The 19,603-nt window shown below is 69.1% G+C and carries 15 protein-coding genes; 1 reads left to right on the forward strand and 14 read right to left on the reverse strand.

What is annotated here, in order from left to right; translation table 11 throughout:
* Nucleotides 1–92: 92 nt before the first annotated feature.
* The 12 genes from IEY60_RS03905 to IEY60_RS03960 all read right to left on the reverse strand — a co-directional run bounded on the left by IEY60_RS03905 (nucleotide 93) and on the right by IEY60_RS03960 (nucleotide 15,316).
* Nucleotides 93–1,280 carry a Cmx/CmrA family chloramphenicol efflux MFS transporter gene (locus IEY60_RS03905; protein ID WP_189023843.1) on the reverse strand — a complete coding sequence of 396 codons (1,188 nt, stop codon included), beginning with the start codon at nucleotides 1,278–1,280 and terminating at the stop codon, nucleotides 93–95.
* A gap of 290 nt (nucleotides 1,281–1,570) precedes the next feature.
* A complete protein-coding gene (locus IEY60_RS03910; RefSeq protein ID WP_189023845.1) occupies nucleotides 1,571–2,758 on the reverse strand; it encodes a winged helix DNA-binding domain-containing protein in 1,188 nt (395 codons plus the stop codon).
* A gap of 79 nt (nucleotides 2,759–2,837) precedes the next feature.
* Nucleotides 2,838–3,884 carry an NUDIX hydrolase gene (locus IEY60_RS03915; protein WP_189024895.1) on the reverse strand — a complete coding sequence of 349 codons (1,047 nt, stop codon included), beginning with the start codon at nucleotides 3,882–3,884 and terminating at the stop codon, nucleotides 2,838–2,840.
* A complete protein-coding gene (locus tag IEY60_RS03920) occupies nucleotides 3,884–5,008 on the reverse strand; it encodes a glycosyltransferase family 4 protein (protein ID WP_189023847.1) in 1,125 nt (374 codons plus the stop codon). Before IEY60_RS03920 ends, IEY60_RS03915 begins: the two co-directional genes overlap by 1 nt.
* Entirely contained in the window at nucleotides 5,005–5,928 is a 924-nt protein-coding gene (locus tag IEY60_RS03925; protein ID WP_189023849.1) for a phosphatidylinositol mannoside acyltransferase, read from the reverse strand. Before IEY60_RS03925 ends, IEY60_RS03920 begins: the two co-directional genes overlap by 4 nt.
* Complete coding sequence (gene pgsA, locus IEY60_RS03930; RefSeq protein WP_189023851.1) at nucleotides 5,925–6,605, reverse strand: phosphatidylinositol phosphate synthase; 681 nt, start codon at nucleotides 6,603–6,605, stop codon at nucleotides 5,925–5,927. Before pgsA ends, IEY60_RS03925 begins: the two co-directional genes overlap by 4 nt.
* A 5-nt stretch (nucleotides 6,606–6,610) precedes the next feature.
* Nucleotides 6,611–7,213 carry an ATP adenylyltransferase gene (locus tag IEY60_RS03935; RefSeq protein ID WP_189023853.1) on the reverse strand — a complete coding sequence of 201 codons (603 nt, stop codon included), beginning with the start codon at nucleotides 7,211–7,213 and terminating at the stop codon, nucleotides 6,611–6,613.
* Nucleotides 7,210–9,276 (reverse strand): threonine--tRNA ligase, encoded by a 2,067-nt coding sequence (gene thrS / locus IEY60_RS03940; protein WP_189023855.1) that lies wholly within the window; start codon nucleotides 9,274–9,276, stop codon nucleotides 7,210–7,212. The genes IEY60_RS03935 and thrS overlap by 4 nt, the downstream gene beginning before the upstream one ends.
* Before the next feature lie 223 nt (nucleotides 9,277–9,499).
* Entirely contained in the window at nucleotides 9,500–10,111 is a 612-nt protein-coding gene (locus IEY60_RS03945; RefSeq protein ID WP_189023857.1) for a (2Fe-2S)-binding protein, read from the reverse strand.
* Complete coding sequence (locus IEY60_RS03950; RefSeq protein WP_189023859.1) at nucleotides 10,108–10,584, reverse strand: TIGR02611 family protein; 477 nt, start codon at nucleotides 10,582–10,584, stop codon at nucleotides 10,108–10,110. The genes IEY60_RS03945 and IEY60_RS03950 overlap by 4 nt, the downstream gene beginning before the upstream one ends.
* Nucleotides 10,585–10,615: 31 nt before the next feature.
* Nucleotides 10,616–12,850, reverse strand: coding sequence for a SulP family inorganic anion transporter (locus IEY60_RS03955; protein ID WP_189023860.1), 2,235 nt, complete (start codon nucleotides 12,848–12,850; stop codon nucleotides 10,616–10,618).
* Nucleotides 12,851–13,090: 240 nt separating this feature from the next.
* Nucleotides 13,091–15,316 (reverse strand): SulP family inorganic anion transporter, encoded by a 2,226-nt coding sequence (locus IEY60_RS03960; protein ID WP_373291663.1) that lies wholly within the window; start codon nucleotides 15,314–15,316, stop codon nucleotides 13,091–13,093.
* Here IEY60_RS03960 and IEY60_RS03965 point away from each other — a divergent pair.
* Nucleotides 15,303–16,874, forward strand: coding sequence for an ABC transporter ATP-binding protein (locus IEY60_RS03965; protein WP_189023864.1), 1,572 nt, complete (start codon nucleotides 15,303–15,305; stop codon nucleotides 16,872–16,874). The two genes, IEY60_RS03960 and IEY60_RS03965, sit on opposite strands and share 14 nt — an antisense overlap.
* Before the next feature lie 128 nt (nucleotides 16,875–17,002).
* Here the strand turns inward: IEY60_RS03965 and IEY60_RS03975 are convergent, their stop codons facing one another.
* A complete protein-coding gene (locus IEY60_RS03975; protein ID WP_189023865.1) occupies nucleotides 17,003–18,226 on the reverse strand; it encodes a vWA domain-containing protein in 1,224 nt (407 codons plus the stop codon).
* Nucleotides 18,223–19,461, reverse strand: a complete 1,239-nt coding sequence (locus tag IEY60_RS03980; RefSeq protein WP_189023866.1) for an AAA family ATPase — start codon at nucleotides 19,459–19,461, stop codon at nucleotides 18,223–18,225. The genes IEY60_RS03975 and IEY60_RS03980 overlap by 4 nt, the downstream gene beginning before the upstream one ends.
* Nucleotides 19,462–19,603 lie beyond the last annotated feature (142 nt).

Below are 19,603 nucleotides of genomic sequence, written 5' to 3' on the forward strand. Positions count from 1 at the left end.
AACTTCATAGCCAGTTGAGGTCCACTGGCCTTGCCACGACCAGCGGCGATGCGAGTCCCGCCCGCCGCTGGCCTGCTCGAGTGGCCCGCGTCTCAGCCCCGACCGGCCGCGACCTCGACCGGTACCCGACGGCGCCGGTCACGGCCGGACCGCACGATCACGGCCGCGACGGCGGCCGAGACGACACCGCACCACAGCGCCGCGACCGGGTCACCCACCCGGTCGACGACCAGCCCGGCCACGACGGGACCGAGGACGGCGCCGACATTCAGGGCTGCGGTCGCCAGTGCTCCGGCGAGACGCGGAGCGCCGGGTGTTGCGGTGCGCACGATGGTCGCGATCAGCGTCGATCCGACGCCGAAAGCGACAGCGCCTGCGACGAACGCCATGATCGCGACACCGGCCACCGTGTGCGCGGCCAGGGCGGCCATCGCCCACACACCGACGAGGCAGGCGGTTCCGGCGGCGACGATCACCGCGCCGAGGCGGTCGCTGTATCTGCCGGTGAGCGTCACGCCGACGAAGGAGCCGAGGCCGAACACTGCCAGCACCACCGGCACCCAGCCGCTGTCCGTTCCGGCGATCGTCTCGGTGATCGTGCCCAGGTAGGTGAACCCGGCGAACGTGGCGGCGTTCACCAGAACCGCGACGGCAACGGCGACGCGCACCGGCCGCACACCGAGCACTGCCCATTCGGCCCGCAACGAGGCGACATATTCCCCAGGACTGCCCGCCTGCGCAGGCGGAACCATCAGCGCCACCGGTACGAGCACCAGCGCGCCGACCACCGCGACGGCCACGAACGCCGACCGCCACCCCCACAACTGGCCGAGCGCCGTTCCGGCGGGGACACCGGCGATACACGCGACCGTCACCCCGGACACGATCACCGAGGTGGCCCGCCCGATCAGGGCAGGGCCGACCAGCCGTGGCAGGGCGGCGAGCACGATCGCCAAAAACCCGGCATTGGCGACCGCGGCGACCACCCGCGTCGCCACCAGCACCCCGAACTCGCCGGTGACCGCACCGACCGCATGTGCCAGGCAGAACAGCACGAGAAACGTTGTCGCCGAACGACGTAACGGCCACCGACCTGCCGTCACCGCCATGGTGGGTGCGCCAAGCACCATGCCGACCGCGTACACCGCTGTCAGCAACCCCACTGTCCCCAGCGAGACCCCGAAGTCGGCGGCGGTCTGCGCGAGCAGCCCCGACATCATGAATTCCGATGTGCCCTGCGCGAAGACCGCGACAGCCAGCACGAAAACCCCGATGGGCATGATTGATCAACTCTCCGGATACGGGACACCACGCGGTGTCCGTCAGGAAGCGGAATCGGGCGAAGCACGGCCCGCCGCAAGGAATCGAGGATCATCCGGCATCGCGAACGGGCGCGTCGCCCCGATCACCCGACCGAGGGAACGCGCGCACCCACGACGCCGCCCGGCCCGCAGGCCGGACGGCTACCTTCTGGACGCCTCCGGAGAATTCACGCCCTCACCCTATGCGCGGCGACACCGGGAACGCCAGCAGTTTTCGGCAACACGGCGATCGCGGGCACACTGTCGGATCAGCGTGCGGTGTCGTCGAACTCGACGTGGACGTCCGTGGCACCGCGCAATGTCGCCCCCGATGCTGCTTCCGCGTGCAACTGTGCGCGGAGCTTGGAGCTCATCGACCGGAATGTCGTGACGGTCAGCGTCAGGGTGCGGCCCTTCTTGCGTGGCCGCCAGATTCCGGTGATCACGCCGTCGGCCAGCACCGTGCCGGGTGCGCCGACCGTTTTCCACACGGCGCGTTGATGTTTCGGGTCGACGATGGTGTTTCGATCACGCATCTGGGTGTAGGGGTCGCTCGGTGGCAGGAGTCGCACCCCGTGCACCGAAGACGGGGAGTGCAGGGCGTCCAGATCGTCGGTATGGATCCAGCTCTGGCTGCCGTCGAACTCGACCGGGGTCAGTTCGTCTTCCACGGTGGTCCACCACGGGTCCACATCACCGGCGTCGATTCCGAGCCAGGCGGCGAAATCCTTGCGTGTCGACGGGCCATAACACCGCAGGTAGCGGCGCAGGAGGTTGGCGCGGGCGGCGGCGGCGGCGGTGTGCGGCAGTGGGTTGCCGAGCCATTCGCCGAGCAGGACGAACGGCGCCATGTTCTTGCTGCGCGGCGCCAGGCAGATGAGGCCGCGCAGCGTGAGGATGCGCAGACAGAAGTGCACGACCGCTTCGCCCAGCGGCTGGTTCGCACCGTAGGGCCCGGTGGCCTGCCAGTGCTCACGCTCGGCGGGCGACAAGGTATCCGCGATGCGCCCGGCCAGTTCTTCGCCGAGTTCGGTGATCGCCAGGGCCCGCCGGGAGAGCACCGGCTCGAGCTGCGCGGCGGTGCGGTCGACTGCATCGTCGAGTTCCATGCCGAGAGTGTCCAGTGCCTGCCCGATGCCGCGGATCAGATGCTGCCGCGCCGCCTCGGTGGTCGGCAGGACACCGGTCGTGAACACCGAGGCGTCGGCGGTCGGGAAGAAGTACGGCGAGCCACGCATACACCAGGTCTGCAGCAGCGACTTCTCCTCGCCGACAAGGTGATCGACACGCTCGGCGGTGACGTCTTCGACGCGGGCGTGCAAGGCCTGCAGCGCCGAACCCGGTGGGCTGTTCTGGATTCCGCACGCACCGGCCACCTCGAACAGATCCTCGGCAGGTTGCCGCGCGGTGAGATGATGCGCGCGCAGCCGGAATCCGACGACCTCGCCGATCCCCACGGTAGTTTTCCGAGCTGCCACTGATCGCCTCCCGATCGTCGCCTCTCCCTGAACCGGCCCACACCGGCCGATCGGCTGGTCAGCGGATCGAGCGCACCACGTGTTCGGTGTCGTCCGCCGCCACGGTCACGGCCTCGGCGAGCAGTTCGTCCAAGTGATACGGGTACACCGCTTCACCCTTGTCGTCGAGGGCGCGGATATCGGCGGGAGTGCACCAGCGGTGGTCGGTGATGGTGCGGCGCTCCAGCGCGTTCAACGCGGCCGGACGCCATTCGAAGCGCGGGGCACGCAGGGTGAAGAACAACTCCTCGGACCGGATGAGTTCACCGTTGAACGGGAACACCGCGACCCGGCGCCACAGCGGACCGCGCAGCGCCGCCGGATCGACCCGCTGACCGGTCTCCTCGTGGATCTCACGGACCGCCGCGTCGCGCAGGCTCTCCCCCGGCTCGACCCCGCCGCCCACGGTGAACCAGAACGCGACCTCGGGCAGCATCGGATCGTGTCCGCGCAGCAGCAGCACGCGGTCCTGCTCGTCGAGCAGCACCACGCGCGCCGAGGTGCGGGTGGTGTTCACCTCGAGACCGGTGGCCGCGGCGGGCGTCGCCCGTTCGGTGATCTCGAAGTAGTCCGGCAGCGGCGCGGTACCGCCGAGGTGCAGCACCCGCACCGGCCGCCGGGTACGCAGCGCGAGGGTGTCACGCACGGCGTCGTTGTGGAAGCGGCGCGCGATCAGCACCCTGGCCTCGGCGTCGGCGAGCTCGGCGACGAGCTGGGGCCGCAGCTGGTCGATGTCGACCAGCGACAGCGCCGCCGAGAGCTGATTCTCGATCGTCTCGCGGTCAGCGCGATCGGCCCGCTCGGCGCGATCGGCCAGTGCCGCGAGCTGGGCGGCCCGGTCGGCGCGCCGCGGATCGGTGCTCACCGGACCGGCGATGGCCATCGCCACCGCGCGCGCCACGACGGCCCGCCGGGCCAGCGCGGCGTCGAGGGCCTGCCAGGACTGGTCGGAGCGCACGTGCAGCCGGTCGAGCCGGTTGGCCGTCGAGTAGGCCCAGACGCCGACGGCGAGCACGAGCAGCGCGATCAGCCCGAGAACGAGGACCGTCGTCGCGGAGAAAGTGATCATCCGGCGGCCCTGACCCGGTTGTCGCCCACGGTGACGGTCTCGTACACCCGCAGGATCTGCTCGGCGACCACCGGCCAGTCGTAGCCGGCGACCACCTGGGTGCCGGTGCGCACCAGTCGCTCGCGGGCGGTGTCGTCGGTGAGGACGGTGTCGATCGCGGTGGCCAGCGCGGCGGCGTCACCGACCGGGGTGAGCATGCCCGCGGTCCCGTCGCGCAGCACGCGCCGGAACGCGTCGAGTTCGCTGGCCACCACCGGGGTGCCCGCGGCCATCGCCTCGATCAGGATGATGCCGAAACTCTCGCCGCCCAGGTTCGGCGCCACGTAGACGTCGGCGCTGCGCATCGCGGCGGCCTTCTCCGCGTCGGAGACCTGGCCGAGGAAACGCAGATGACCGGCGTGCTCGCCCGCCTCGCGACGCAACCGGTCCTCGTCACCGCGACCGACGATCAGGATCTGCACACCGGGATGGCGTTCGGTGAGCGTGGGCAGCGCGCCGAGCAGCACATCCATGCCCTTGCGCGGTTCGTCGTAGCGGCCGAGGAACAGCACCGTCTTACCGGCCCGGGGGTACCCGTCGAGTAGCGGACCGCGCGCGAACGCGGAGACGTCGACACCGTTGGGGATCTCCACCGCGTCCGAACCGAGCGCCTCGACCTGCCAGCGCCTGGCCAGCTCCGACACCGCGATCCGGCCGTTGATCTTCTCGTGGTACGGCCGCAGCACACCCTGAAAGGTGCTCAGCACCAATGACTTCGTGGTCGAGGTGTGGAAGGTGGCGACGATCGGACCCTCGGCGATCTTGAGCGCCAGCATGGACAGACTCGGCGCGTTGGGTTCGTGGATGTGCAGCACGTCGAAGTCGTTGCTGTCGATCCAGCGCCGGATCCGGGTGTAGGCCATCGGACCGAACGACAGCCGCGCCACCGACCCGTTGTACGGAATCGCGACCGCGCGCCCCGCCGACACCACGAAATCGGGCAGCGGGGTGTCGTCGGAGGCGGGCGCGAGCACACTCACCTTGTGGCCGCGTTCGAGGAAGACCCTGGCCAGCTCGACCACATGGGCCTGCACACCGCCGGGAACGTCGAACGAGTACGGGCACACCATGCCGATCTTCACCGCGCGCCACCTCCCGGGTTCGCGGCGATGCGTGCCAGCCGGTGCGCCGACAGGTCGGCTTCCCACAGCGGCTGCAGCATGTGCCAGTCGGCCGGGTGCTCGGCGATATTCCTGGCGAACACGTCGGCCAGCTCCTGTGTCGCGGCGGCCACGCCACCGGAGACATCGACCGGCGTACAGGTTTTCAGACCCCAGCCCTCGGTGCCGTCGGCCTCGGTGGTGAACCAGGCGTGCACCGGGATCAGGGCGGCGCCGGTCTCGATGGCCAGCTTGGCCGCACCGGCGGGCATCCAGGTGCGCTCGCCGAAGAAGTCGACGGGCACGCCCTTGCCGGTGAGGTCGCGCTCACCCATCAGGCAGACGATCCGGTTCTGCCGCAACCGGTCCGCGAGCTGCCGGAACGGTGGCTGCTCCCCGCCGGTCAGCGGGAACACCTCGAAGCCCAGGCTCTCCCGGTAGGCGACGAACCGCTCGAACAGCGACTCCGGTTTCAATCGTTCGGCCACGGTGGTGAAGGTGTCGTAGTGCTGCACCAGCCACACGCCGGCCATGTCCCAGTTCCCCGAGTGCGGCAGCACGAAGACGACGCCGCGGCCCCGCTCCAGGGCCGCGTCGAGGTGTTCGAGACCGTCGACGTAGTAGTCGACGGTGCTGTGGTCCATGCTCGGCAGCCGGAACGCCTCCCGCCAATACCTGGCGTAGGAACGCATACTCGCGCGCATCAGATCCGCGGGCACCTGCTCCGGACTCACGCCCAGCACGCGGGCGAGGTTGCGCCGCAACTGCTCCGGCCCGCCGCCCTTGACGGCCCGATCGGCGCCCAGATCGAATACCTTGCGCACCAGGCCTTCCGGCGCCGAACGCACGATCCGCCAGCCCGCGGCGTACCCCCAGTCGCTCAACCGCTCGGTGAGGCTCACGACGCCGCACCTCCGGCCGTGTCCGGCTGCTGCGGCGCTGCCGGGATCACGGTCCGCGCGCCCGGCGAATTGCGGACCGCGAGCACCCGCTGGAACACCGTGATGATGCTCAGCACCGCCAGCGCCCACATCGCCACGTACACGGCCCAGGTGAGCCACTCGATGTCCCAGTGCCCGCCGATGCCGGTGAGCCCGGCGCCGACCAGCACGATGACGAGCCGGTCCGGGCGCTCGATCAGTCCGCCGTCGGCCGACAGGCCGCTGGCCTCGGCGCGCGCCTTCGCGTACGAGATCACCTGCGAGGTGACCAGCACGACCAGCGTCGCCGCGAACAGCTGCTTGCTGTGCTCGTGGTAGACGGCCCACCAGGCCAGGCCGCCGAAGATCGCGCCGTCGGCCACCCGGTCACAGGTGGCGTCGAGGACCGCGCCGTACTTCGTGCCGCCGCCGCGGGCCCGCGCCATCGCCCCGTCGAGCATGTCGAACATGACGAACAGCCAGATGACCATCGTTCCCCAGAACAGGTGCCCGGAGGGGAACAGCGTCACCGCGGCCGCGATCGTCGCGGTGGTGCCGATCAGTGTCATCGCGTCCGGGGTGAGCCCGGTACCGACGAGCGCTTTGCCCAGCGGCGCAGTCGCTTTCGCAAACGTCTGGCGGCCGAAGAAGCTGAGCACAGTTGTTATTCCTCCTGCGACCCGCGGGACACCCGCACCCGATCGGCTGCGGTGTGTGCCTCCCATGCTTCCGCCAGCAGCTGCCGCGTCTCGCGCAACAGCTGCGGCATCACCTTCACCCCACCGACCACCGTGATGAAGTTCGCGTCCCCGCCCCAGCGCGGCACGATGTGCTGGTGCAGGTGGTCGGCGAGCGAACCACCGGCCACCCCACCGAGATTGAGACCCACGTTGAATCCGGCGGGCCGCGACACCCGCTTCATCACCTGGATCGCCCGCTGCGTGAAGGCCATCAGCTCCGCGCTCTCCGCAGGCGTCAGATCCTCCAGATCGGCGACCCGGCGGTACGGCACCACCATCATGTGCCCCGGGTTGTACGGGTACAAGTTGAGGACCGCGTAGACCTGTTCACCGCGGGCGATGATCAGCCCGTCCTCGTCGGACATCTTCGGGATGTCGGTGAACGGGTGCCCGGTGGCGTCCTTGGGCTTCACCTCGCCGGTGATGTAGGACATCCGGTACGGCGTCCACAGCCGCTGCAGCCGGTCCGGCTGACCAGCGCCGGTGTCGACGATCGAACCGGCCTCCGAGGCGATGCTCTCACTCATGACGACGCCTTCGCCGCGCTGACGACCTCGAACCCCTCGGCGGTGGGCGAGGCGTTCTCGCGGTTGCCGACCCAGGTCAGGATCGTGGCGACCGCGTCGTCGACCGGCACGCCGTTGACCTGGCTGCCGTCGCGGAACCGGAAGCTCACCGCGCCCGCCTCCACGTCGCGCGCGCCGGCCAGCAGCATGAACGGCACCTTCTGCGCGGTCTGGTTGAAGATCTTCTTCTGCATCCGGTCGTCGCTGCGGTCGACCTGGGCACGCACGCCCGCGTCCTGCAACCGCTCGATCACCGAATCCAGGTGCGGGGCAAAGTTTTCCGCGACCGGGATACCGACGACCTGCACCGGCGCGAGCCAGGCGGGGAAGGCGCCGGCGTAGTGCTCGGTGAGCACGCCGAAGAACCGCTCGATCGAACCGAACAGGGCGCGGTGGATCATCACCGGACGCTGCTTGGTGCCGTCGGAGGAGGTGTATTCCAGGTTGAACCGCTCGGGCAGGTTGAAGTCGAGCTGGATGGTCGACATCTGCCAGGTGCGGCCCAGCGCGTCCTTGGCCTGCACGGAGATCTTCGGGCCGTAGAACGCGGCGCCGCCCGGATCGGGCACCAGGTCCAGGCCCGAGGCCTCGGCGACCTTGGCCAGGGTCTCGGTGGCCTCTTCCCACAGCTCGTCGGAGCCCACGAACTTCTTCGGGTCCTTGGTCGACAGCTCGAGGTAGAAGTCGTCGAGGCCGTAGTCCTTGAGCAGCGACAGCACGAACTGCAGGGTGCTGGTCAGCTCCGCGTGCATCTGCTCCTTGGTGCAGTAGATGTGCGCGTCGTCCTGGGTCATGCCACGCACGCGGGTCAGGCCGTGGATCACGCCGGACTTCTCGTAGCGGTACACCGAGCCGAACTCGAACAGCCGCAGCGGCAGCTCACGGTAGGAGCGGCCGCGCGCACGGAAGATCAGGTTGTGCATCGGGCAGTTCATCGGCTTGACGTAGTAGTCCTGGCCGGGTTTCCGTACGGTGCCGTCCTCGTTGAGTTCGGCGTCGAGGTGCATGGCCGGGAACATGCCGTCGCGGTACCAGTCGAGGTGACCGGAGACCTCGAACAGATGCCCCTTGGTGATGTGCGGGGTGTTGACGAACTCGTAGCCCGCGTCGATGTGGCGCTGACGCGAGTACTCCTCCATCTCCTTGCGGATGATGCCGCCCTTGGGGTGGAACACCGGCAGACCCGAGCCGAGCTCGTCGGGGAAGCTGAACAGGTCCAGCTCGAGACCCAGCTTGCGGTGGTCGCGGCGCTCGGCCTCGGCCAACAGGTGCAGGTACTCGTCCATCGCCTCGGTCGATTCCCAGGCGGTGCCGTAGATGCGCTGCAGGTCCTCGCGGTCCTGGTCACCGCGCCAGTAGGCGGCCGAGCTGCGGGTCAGCTTGAAGGCGGGGATGAACTTGGTGGTGGGGATGTGCGGGCCGCGGCACAGGTCGCCCCAGATCTTCTCGCCGGTGCGCGGGTCCAGGTTGTCGTAGATGGTCAGCTCGTTGCCGCCGACCTCCATGATCTCCGGATCGTCGATGCCGGACTTGTCGCTGATCAGCTCGAGCTTGAACGGCTCCTTGGCCAGTTCCACCCGAGCCTCGTCGATCTCGACGACCCGACGCGAAAAGCGCTGCGCGCCTTTGATGATCTTCTTCATCCGGGATTCCAGCTTGGCCAGATCCTCGGGAGTGAAGGGACGGTCGACGCGGAAGTCGTAGTAGAAGCCGTCCTTGATCGGCGGGCCGATGCCCAGCTTGGCGTCGGGGAACTCCTGCTGCACGGCCTGGGCCAGCACGTGCGCGGCCGAATGCCGGATCACGCTGCGGCCGTCCTCGGTGTCGGCGGCGACGGGCTCGACCTCGACGTCTTCGGTGGGGGTCCAGGACAGGTCCTTGAGCGCGCCGTCGGCGTCGCGGACCACCACGATCGTGTCCGGTCCCTTGGTCGGCAGGCCCGCTTCCCGCACCGCCGCGCCCGCGGTAGTCCCGGCCTGCACCCGGACGAGGGCGACAGGACTGAGGGGTGCAGAGGTGGTCACGGGGATGCTCTCCTTGACGTTTCGGTCCGGCGGGACTGTCCCCGCCCGGTTGCAGGCACGATCCTACTGGCGGCCCGCCGCCCTGTTCCGCCTCCCCGGGAATTCTGGCCGGGCTCAGGATGGGTGTCGCCTCTCGCGGGCGGCCGACGGTGACGTTGGCGTTGTGTTCGCCCGTACCCGGCGAGTTACCCATGTGCTCACTAAATCGGCGGTTACGTGGGGATCAGGCCTGGGCCAGCAGGGCGGTACGTTCGGCTTGGGGGCGTTTCGGGCAGCTGGTGCACATGGCGCAGCCGGGTACCTCGTAGACCAGGCAGCAGGAGAGGCGTTTGACGAAGGTGCGCTCGCCGACGGTGACGAAGCGGGGTGGGAGCAGGCGGGTGCCGATTTCGCCTGCCAGCTTGGTCGCGGCCGCCTGGTCGCCCGCGTCGAGTGCGCGGTTGCCGATCGCGTCCGTGACGACGGCCCAGAGGGCGGGAACGCCGGCGCCGGACACGGCGGCTACCTGCAGGATCACCGCCGTCAATGTCTCGCGCAGGGCGGTGCCGACGGCCTCGGCGGTGGCGTCCGGGGCGGCGGTCGAGTGGAAGCGTATTTGCTCGACACCACCGTCCGGCCTGACCTCGCACTCGAGCTCGTCGAGCGCGGCGATCGGGGCGGGCGTTCCGGCGGCGTAGGCGCTGGTGATCTGGTCGACGAGGGCCGAGGCGGCCATGCACCACCAGAGCGTGCCGCCCACGCGCGGCGTCTCGGTACCCCAGGAGCGGCTCATCTCGCCGATCCGGGCCGAGACCCACGCGGGATCGGTGAGCAGGTGTCCGGGGACGATGCTCACGACATCAGGGGACTGCGCAACCATGGCCAATCGACTCCGATCCACCCTGCCACCAACGAGAAGGTTCCGAGCAGCCACAGCGTCACCACGACGAGGGCGAAGGTGGCCACCGCGCCGAGGACCTTGATCGTCCACCCGCGCGAGGTGTACCAGCCCATGACGATCCGGTACTTGCCGCGCACCCACGTCAGCGTGTGATGGGCCCAGACGAACTCGGTGGCCAGGATGCCGAACCCCGCGAACACCAGCGCCCAGCCGGGCCCCGGGTACGGGATCGTGATGATCCCGACGAGCAGCACCAGCCCACCGATCACGCCGACGGCGATGCGGTAGCCGAGGTTCAGGGTAGGGCGGTGCTCGATGCCCGCCCGGAAGGCGCGCCAACGCTCTGCGAAGACCGGCTTGCCCGCCGATGCCCCGGCGGATTCCACCGCCGGGGCATCGGGGGTGTCGGCGGTCGGCTTGCTCATCATCGTTCCAGCCTACGAGCCGCCGACACCCTGATCACACCGTCACGGCGACCTCGTCCCGGTCGGCGATGGCGCGTACGCCGTCGACGGTCACCTCGATCACCCGCGCGCCCGCGATGTCGAAGAACAGCCCCGACACCTCGACCCCGCGCTCGGCCACCGCGCGACGCACGGCCGGGTGGCGATGCAGCGTCTCGAGCTGCACGGCGACGTTGACCATGCTCAGCTGGTCGGTCTCGTCGAAACCGGCCGCCCGCGCGGCCCGCGCGACCGGGTGGTCGGCCCGGAACCGGTGCAGGCTCGGCTCGGCGTGGCGCAGCCAGGAGCTCAGCCCGCCGTCGGCGTCGGCCCCGGAGTACACCGCCTTCATCGCGCCGCAGGCCGAATGCCCGCAGACCACGACCGAGCGCACCGCCAGCTCCTCGAGTGCGAACACCAGCGCCGCCTCGACGGAGTCGTCGCCGCTGGTCGGCACCAGATTGCCCACATTGCGGACGGTGAACAGGTCACCGGGGCCGCTCGAGGTGATCACATTGGGCACGATCCGCGAGTCCGAGCAGGTGAGGAAGAAGGAATCCGGGTCCTGCCGGTCGCGCAGCTCGTCCAGGTGCGGGCGCACGACGTGGGCGTGGCTGCGGTGAAAGGCCGCGACGCCCGCGTTGAGCGCGTCGCTGCCGGACTTCTGGTGCCGCCACGGGCCGAGCAGTTCGTCCCAGGTCGCGCGCCCGAAGCCGCGGGCGGGTGGAGCGCCGGTGGTGTCGGCCATCTTGGCGCTGCCGATCTCCACGAAATCGACTCGGCCGCCGCTGCTTTCCTGCTGATGCTGCCAGGATTCGATGGCCTCGAAAGCGGCGTGGTCGAGGAAGTCGACCGTCATCTCCACGGTGACGTCGGCGCCGGCGGGCACCTTCGAGAGCTCGGCCGACAGCTTCGGCAGGGCCAGGAAAGTGCACGAGCCGTCGATCCGGACCAGCCAGCGCGCACCGCCGGGCAGCGCCACCGCCGACACCTGCACGCGCACGACGCGCCACAGCAGCAGGCCGAAAGCCAGTCCGAGCCCGATGATCACGCCTTCGAGCAGGTTCAGGAACACCACACCGAGCACGGTGACCAGGTACACCAGCAGGTCGCCGGTGCGCCGCGCCAGCCGGATGTGGGCCAGCTTCACCAGCTGGATGCCGATGACGATGAGCAGGCCTGCCAGCGCCGCCTTCGGGATCTGCTCGACCAGGCCGACCAGCGCCACCGAGAACAGCAGGATCCAGCAGCCGTGCATGACCGCCGAGGCCCTGCTGCGCGCACCCGCCTGCACATTCGTCGCGCTGCGCACGATCACGCCGGTGATCGGCAGGCCGCCGACCAGGCCGGACAGCACGTTCGCCGAGCCCTGACCGATCAGCTCGCGGTCGAACCCGGTACGCGGGCCGGTGTGCATCTTGTCCACGGCGACGGCCGAGAGCAGGCTTTCCACGCTCGCGATGAGCGCGATGGTCAGGACCATCATCGCGACCGCCGACCAGTTCCCCGACGGCAGTTCGGGCAGCTGCAGCGCGTCGAAGAGCGAGCCGCTCAGCACGATGCGCTCCACGTCGGTCGGCAGGACGAGCGAGAGCACGGTGGCCGCGACGACGGCGACCAGCGGGCCGGGCACCGCGCGCAGCTTCGGCGGCATGTACTTCCAGCCGAGCATCACCGCGATCACCAGCGCGCCGACGAGCACATCGCCACCGTGCAGCGACATCAGCTGCCCGGGCAGCTCGATCAGGTTGCGCCAGGCGGTGCTGTGCGAGGAGCCGCCGAGCAGCACGTGGATCTGCTGCAGCGCGATGGTGATGCCGATACCGGCGAGCATCGCGTGCACCACCACGGGGGCGACCGCCAGCGCGGCGCGCGCGATCCGGCTCAACCCGAACAGGATCTGTAACAGCCCGGCACCGACGACGATGAAACAGGTGACGCGCCAGCCGAATTGGGCGATGGATTCGGCGACGACGACGGTCAGGCCCGCCGCGGGGCCACTGACCTGCAGCATCGATCCACCGAACAGACCGGCGACGATACCGCCGATCACGGCGGCGACGAGGCCCGCCGCGACCGGAGCGCCGGAGGCGACCGCGATGCCGAGGGACAGCGGCAGGGCGACGAGAAATACCACGATCGAGGCGGGCAGATCGTGGCGCAATACCGTGTCGCGCCAGTAGGACGGCGCGGGTTCGGGCGTCGGCGACGCCGGTGCGGCGGGAGGAGCTAGGTCGTTCGCAACAGACATGGTTCTCCTTCGTCGACTCGGCGCGGCCGTAGTCGATGGATGATCAACGTGTCGAAGACGGTCCGCGGACCGTCGAGTAGCTGCCAGCGATGAAGCACGGGAGATCCCGGTGCGACGGCGAACCGGGTCAAGGTGTCACCACAGTATTGGTAAAGACTTGGCAAAACCAGTGTGCCGCAAGAAGAGTGGGTGTCGCCATAAGCGCAGGCCCGCTGTGGTGTGACCCACATCAGTCCCGCCTCACACCGGCTCGGCCGCGACATCGCTTCGGGTGTCGTCGAATTCGGCGATGCCGTCGATGGTGACCTCGATCACCCGCGCGGTCGCCAGGTCGAAGAACAGCCCCGACACCGCGACGCCGCGCTCCACGATGCCGCTGCGCACCGCCGGGTAGTCGATCAGCGTCTGCACCTGCCTGGCCACGTTCACCATGCCCAGCTGGTCGATCGGGCCGAAGCCGGCCAGCCGCGCCGCCTCGGCGACAGGATGACCGCCGTGGAACGCCGCGAGCGTCGGCTGGGCGTTGGCCAGCCAGTCGTCGAGTCCCGGACCGGCCTGTACCTGCGCATACAGCGCTTCCATCGCGCCGCAGCCACTGTGTCCGCACACCACCACCGAGCGCACGTCGAGCTTGTCGAGCGCGTAGATCAGCGCCGCCTCCACCGAGACGTCACTGCCGCCGACCGGCACCAGATTGCCGACATTGCGGACGGTGAACAGGTCACCGGGGCCGCTGTTGGTGATGACGTTGGGCACGACGCGGGCGTCGGCGCAGGTGAGGAAGAAGGTGTCGGCGTCGGGCCGGTGCCGCAGCCCGGCCAGGTGCGGGCGCATCAGATGCGCGTGCCCGCGATGGTAGGCCGCGATGCCCGCCGCGATCGGGTCGACACCGCCGCTGCGGCGCCACGGCCGGATGGCCTCGTCGACCGCTTTGCGCGCGTGCCCGTGTTCGGGCGGTCCGTCGTGGGCGCGGGCCATCCGCGCGGTGCCGAGTTCGACGAAGTCGACTGTGCTGCCGCCGGATTCGCGGTTGTCGGCCCATTCCGAGAGCAGTTCGCAGGCGGCGTGGTCGAGGAAGTCGACACTCAGTTCGACCGTCACGTCCGCGCCGGCGGGCACCTTCGCCAGTTCGGCGGTGAGCCGGGGCGCGGCAAGGAAGGTGCAGGTGCCTGCGATGCGCACCAGCCAGGTCCCGTCGGTGCGCGGCGTGGCGGCGATGGTGAATTTCACGACCCGCCACAGCAGCAGCGCGAACGAGGCGATCAGGCCGATCACCATGCCCTGCAACAGGTTCAGCGAGACCACCGCGATCACGGTGACAAGGTAGACGTAGATGTCGCCGGTGCGGCGGGCCCGCCTGATGTGGGCCAGCTTCACCAGTTGCACTCCGATCAGCACCAGCAGTCCGGCCAGCGCCGCCGTCGGGATCTGCCGGACCAGGCCGACGAGCGCGATCGCGAATACCAGCACCCAGCAGCCGTGCATGACGGTGGCGGCCCGGCTGCGGGCCCCGGCGTTGGCATTGGTGATGCTGCGCACGATGACCGCCGCGATGGGCAGGCCGCCGAGCGCGCCCGAGGCCATGTTGGCCGCACCCTGACCGAGGAGCTCCCGGTCGAAGTCGGTGCGCTGATCGGGTCGCATCTTGTCGACCGCGACGGCCGAGAGCAGGGTCTCCACGCTGGCGATGAGCGCGACGGTGAGCATGGTGAGCGCGATCGGCAGCCAGCCGCCGTGCGGCAGCGCGGGCAGGCCGATGCCGTCGAGGAGCGAGCCGTCCAGGCGCACCCGTTCCACCGTCAACGGCAGCACCAGCGAGACCACCGTCGCCACGACCACCGCGACCAGCGGGCCGGGCACCACCCGCACCCGGCGCGGCAGGTACTGCCATCCGATCAGCACGGCGATCACCAGCAGCCCGACGAACAGGTCACCCTTCTGCACCGACATCACCTGCTGCGGGAGTGCGGCGATACTCGCCCACGGCGAGCTCACCGTGGCCCCGCCGAGGAGCACGTGCACCTGCTGCAGCGCGATGATCACACCGATCCCGGCGAGCATGGCGTGCACCACAACCGGTGCGATGCCCAGCGCGGCGCGCGCAATCCGGCTGAGCCCGAACAGGATCTGCAACACGCCCGCTCCGACGGTGATGAAACACATCGCGGCCCAGCCGAATTGCTGCACGGCGGCCGCGACGACGACGGCAAGACTGGCGGTCGGCCCGCTGACCTGCACCGCCGAACCGCCGAGCAACCCGGCGACCACACCGCCGACAGCCGCGGCGATGAGTCCGGCGACGACCGGCGCCCCGGAGGCGAGCGCCACACCCAGCGACAACGGCAACGCGACGAGAAAGACCACGACGGATGCCGGAAGATCATGCTGGAGAACCAGTTTCAGCGAATCGCGCGACAGCGGGCGCGCTGCCGCCGCGGTGGGGCCAGGATCATTGTCGGTCATCATTCTCCTTCGCCGGGGCGGACAGGCACCCGGTTCATCGGTCGAACATGCACTGGCAATTGATGCTGAGCTGCGAGCGAACGGCGCGGCACTGCTCGAAGAGAACCGACCCGAGACACAGGGTCGCGCCAATAGTAAAGAACTACCCAAGCGTAGGGAAAGCCCTCGAGGCGAATGGGACGAATCGCGACTCAACTGTGACGTGCGCCACACGCAATACGTCGCGCCTCGGGATGCGGTGTCGGGTGAGACGATCGTGTGGTCCCTTGCGGCGTTGGTCGGGGCCTACCTTCTGTATGCCGTCACCGATACCGTCGGGCACTACATTCTCGAGCGCTCCGGCGAGTCCGTGCTCTTGTCCGTGCGTAGTCGCCTGGCCGGGCATCTGCTGAGGTTGAGAATTCCCACACTCGAGTCGCTCAGGGTCGGGGATCTGATTTCCCGTGTGACGCTCGATTCGACGGTGGTGCGGAATGCCGTCGGTTCCAGCCTCGTGCAGATATTGACCGGGGCGATCACACTCGTGGGAACCATCGCGGTGATGATCTATATCGATTGGCTGCTGTTCTCGATCGTCATCCTCACCGTTGCCGTTGCGGCCAGTGCGATGTTGCTGGTCATGACGAGGATCGAGAAAGCATCGACACAATTGCAGGAGAGTGTGGGTGCACTGTCCGCGGACATCGAACGCGCGCTCACCGGAGTTCGTACGGTCAAGGTGAACAATGCCGAGGAGCGGGAGCACGAACACCTGACCGAGTTGGCCGGTGCAGCGTTCGCCGCCGGCATGCGCGCCGCCAGGTTGAAAGCACTGGGAAATCCGGCCATGCACCTGGCGGTGACCGGTTCGTTCGTCGTCTCCCTCCTGGTCGGCGGTGTCCGGGTCGCGAACCACCAGATGGAGTTGAGCGGCCTGGTATCGATGATGCTGCTCGCGATGAACTTGCTGATCCCGGTCAGCGATCTCTTCAATGGCTCGGTCGGGCTGCAGCAGGCCCTGGGTGCGCTCAGCAGGATCGAATCCACCCTCGAATTGCCTTCCGAAGACAACGATGACATCCGACAAAATGTCATCGAACCGGCTGCAAACTCGCCGAGAACCACATTCCATAACTCGCCCGAAAATGGATATCTCGCACTCGAGTTCCGCAATGTACATTTCTCGTACGACGAGCGGAAGATTCTGAACGGAGTAACCTTCTCGGTTCCACCACGCGGGCATGTGGCATTGGTCGGGCATTCGGGCGCCGGAAAGTCTACGGTGTTTTCCTTGGTGAGCCGATTCTACAATCCGAACGACGGCGACATTCTGCTGGCAGGAAGGTCGTATATCGATCGCCCGCGTCGGGCATGGCGCTCGGAAATCAGCTTGCTGGAACAGAACGCGCCATTGTTGTTCGGGAGTCTTCGAGACAATCTGACATATCGGCAGCCGGGCCTCGCGGAGGATGACCTGCAGCGCGCGATAGAGCTGGCCGGGGCCGGCAGAGCTTGTCGCAGGGCTGCCTCGCGGCCTCGACACCCCAGTCGGGGAGCACGGTGTTCTCCTCTCGGGCGGTGAACGGCAACGAGTGGCGCTGGCACGGGCGTTGATACGGCGTCCGGTGCTGATGATGCTGGACGAGCCGACCGCGATGCTGGACGCGGAGACCGAGAAGGCCCAGGGTGGCGGCTGGTCGACCTCGGTCCTCAGCCGATGTCGACCACCCGCGCCCAGGTGGGTGGGGTGTCCGGGATGTAGTCCGGGTTGTCTTCGCTCCACGCATGTTCCCGGCGGAACAAGCCGACCACCGTGCGGCAGGCGGGGCGTGTTGCAGGCCAGGGGGTTTGGCCGTCTGTCAGGGCGACGATCACGTCGGGGCGGGTGCGCAGGGCTTTGGTGAAACCGGTTCGTAGGTCGGTGCCGCCGCCGCCGATCAGTGCCATGCCCTCGGCGCGGCACAGGGGGACGGCGATGCGGGCCGCGGTGTCGCACGAGAACACGGTGACGAGGTCGCGGCGGCCGCCGACGGCGTGGGTGATGGCGGCTACTTCGAGCAGCGCACTGCCGAGTTCGGTATCGCTGACCGACGCCGAGGTGTCGATGACGACGGCGACGCGGGGTGGCATGCGGCGCAGGCTCGGCAGCACGACGCCGGGCAGCGCGGCCGAGCGGCGTGCCGGGCGGCCGTAGGTGTAGTCCGCGCCGACGCCGGGGGCCGATGCGGCGGAGCGCAGGGCCGCTCCCAGCAGGTCCCGCCATGGCTGGGGCGGGTGCAACGCTCTGTCCGCCCACCGTTGCCATCCCTGGGGTGTGGTCCCTGGGCGGCCGACGATGCCCTGCGCCACCCGGAATCGGACCGCGGCGCGTTCCTGTTCGCTGAGTCCGTCGGCGCCGTCGGGCCCCAGTTCCCAGTCGCGGTCGAGGCCGTCCGCGCCGCTGCCGCAGTCGAGCCAGGCGAAGTCCTGGGTGAGGTGACCCAGGCTGAACTCGCGCAGGTAATCCTCCATGAGTTCGCCAGCGGCCAGGCCGAGGGTCGCCGGCATGACTGCCCCTGTCGGCCAGACCAACCCGGCACCGAACACGTCGTCGTTGATCTCGGCGTCCGCCGCGATGTTCATCCGCAGGCGCTCCGCGGGCCCGGTCAGGTCGTGCGCGCGGGCGTATCGATCGCTGCGCCCGTGATGGTCGCGCAGCAGATGCGAGACCTCGTGCACCAGCACCGAGGCCAGCTCCTCCTCCGGCGTGCAGTCCACGAACACGGGCGACACGTAGCACCGCCAGTGCTTGTCCACCGCCATCGTCGGGACCCGTCGCGACTCGACGATGTGCAGTGCGTACAGGGCCGTGGCCAGGTACGGCCGGGCCGAGACCGCGTGCAGCCGAGCGGCATACAGCTTGTCGTAGTCCAGCCCGGCGATCTCCGCTGTCATCGGCGAACCTCGGCGACGCGGGCCGCGGCGCGATCGGCGCGCTGGGACACCGACACCATCGCGGCGAGTTGTTCGATCGATGCCGGGACCTCCCAGTTGTCCCGGCGCAAGGTCGCGAGGGTGGTCGCGGGAACGACCACCAGATCCGGAGCCCCGGTATTCACCGCTGTGACCAGGAGTTCCCACGCAGCGTCCCAGCGGGACTTCTCCGGGCGCTTGCGGACGGCGGCCACCACCGCGTCGAGCACGGCTTGGCGCAGATCTCCCCGCTCGGGCAGCTCGGCGGCATCCGGGTCGGCGAGCAGCACCTCCGGGTCGGGCAGATCCATCCGGTCGATGCTGGTCAGCAACTCGAAGCCGGGACCGTCGCCGATCGTGCCCCGGACCAGAATCGACAGCACATCGCGACTCGCGTCCGCCGCGGTGGCGAAGGCGATCAGCCGCAGGGTCATCTCCCAGCTGCGCGGCGACGGCCAGGCACCGCCCCGGCGGGTCTCGGTGGTGGGCATCTGATGCACCAGTTTCGGCCGGGCCGCGAGGAGTTCGCACACCGCGCGCCGGGCGAAAGCCACTGCCTCCGGCAGCTTTTCGGGTGCGAGCCGGGGCAGCGTCGCCCGCGGCCATGTTCCGCCGAGGCCACGGACGACGACGTCGTGGTCGTGGGTCCACTGCAGGTGCACGAAACGGTTCGCCAGCGGTGGGCTCAGCTCCCAGCCGTCGGCGGCCGAGGAGCGCGGGTTGGCGGCGGCGACGATGCGGACACCCGGCGGCAGTTGCAGCGCGCCGATCCTGCGCTCGAGGACCACCCGCAGCAGGGCGGCTTGCACGGCGGGCGGTGCGGTCGACAGTTCGTCGAGGAACAGCAGTCCGCGACCGGTGCGGGCGAGTTTCACGGCCCAGTCCGGTGGGGCCATCGGGACACCGTGCGTCGCGGGATCGTCGCCGATGATGGGCAAGCCCGAGAAGTCCGACGGCTCATGCACACTCGCGATCACCGTGGTCAGCGGCAGGTCGAGCGATTCGGCGAGCTGGGTGAGGGCGGCGGTCTTGCCGATTCCGGGCTCACCCCACAGGAGCACCGGCAGGTCGGCCGCCACGGCCAGCGTCAGCGCCTCAAGGCGGGTATCGGGACGCGGCTCGGTGGTCACCTCGCCCAGCAGGGCCAGCAGGTCGCCTGCGACGTCGAGCTGGGAGTACATCGCCGGGAGTGGAGCACAAGGGATTTGCGTAGTCATAGGGGAATCACCTTTGGGGTAGTTGTGAATTGGAGGGGCACCGCGTTGGGTCGGCCCTTTTCGCCACCTCGTCGGCACACCGACGCTTACGACGATGTGTGCGCGCTCAGCACAGTCCGCAGTCCGCATGCCGTGGCAGCGG

Source organism: Nocardia rhizosphaerihabitans (assembly GCF_014646295.1).
GTDB lineage: Bacteria > Actinomycetota > Actinomycetes > Mycobacteriales > Mycobacteriaceae > Nocardia > Nocardia rhizosphaerihabitans.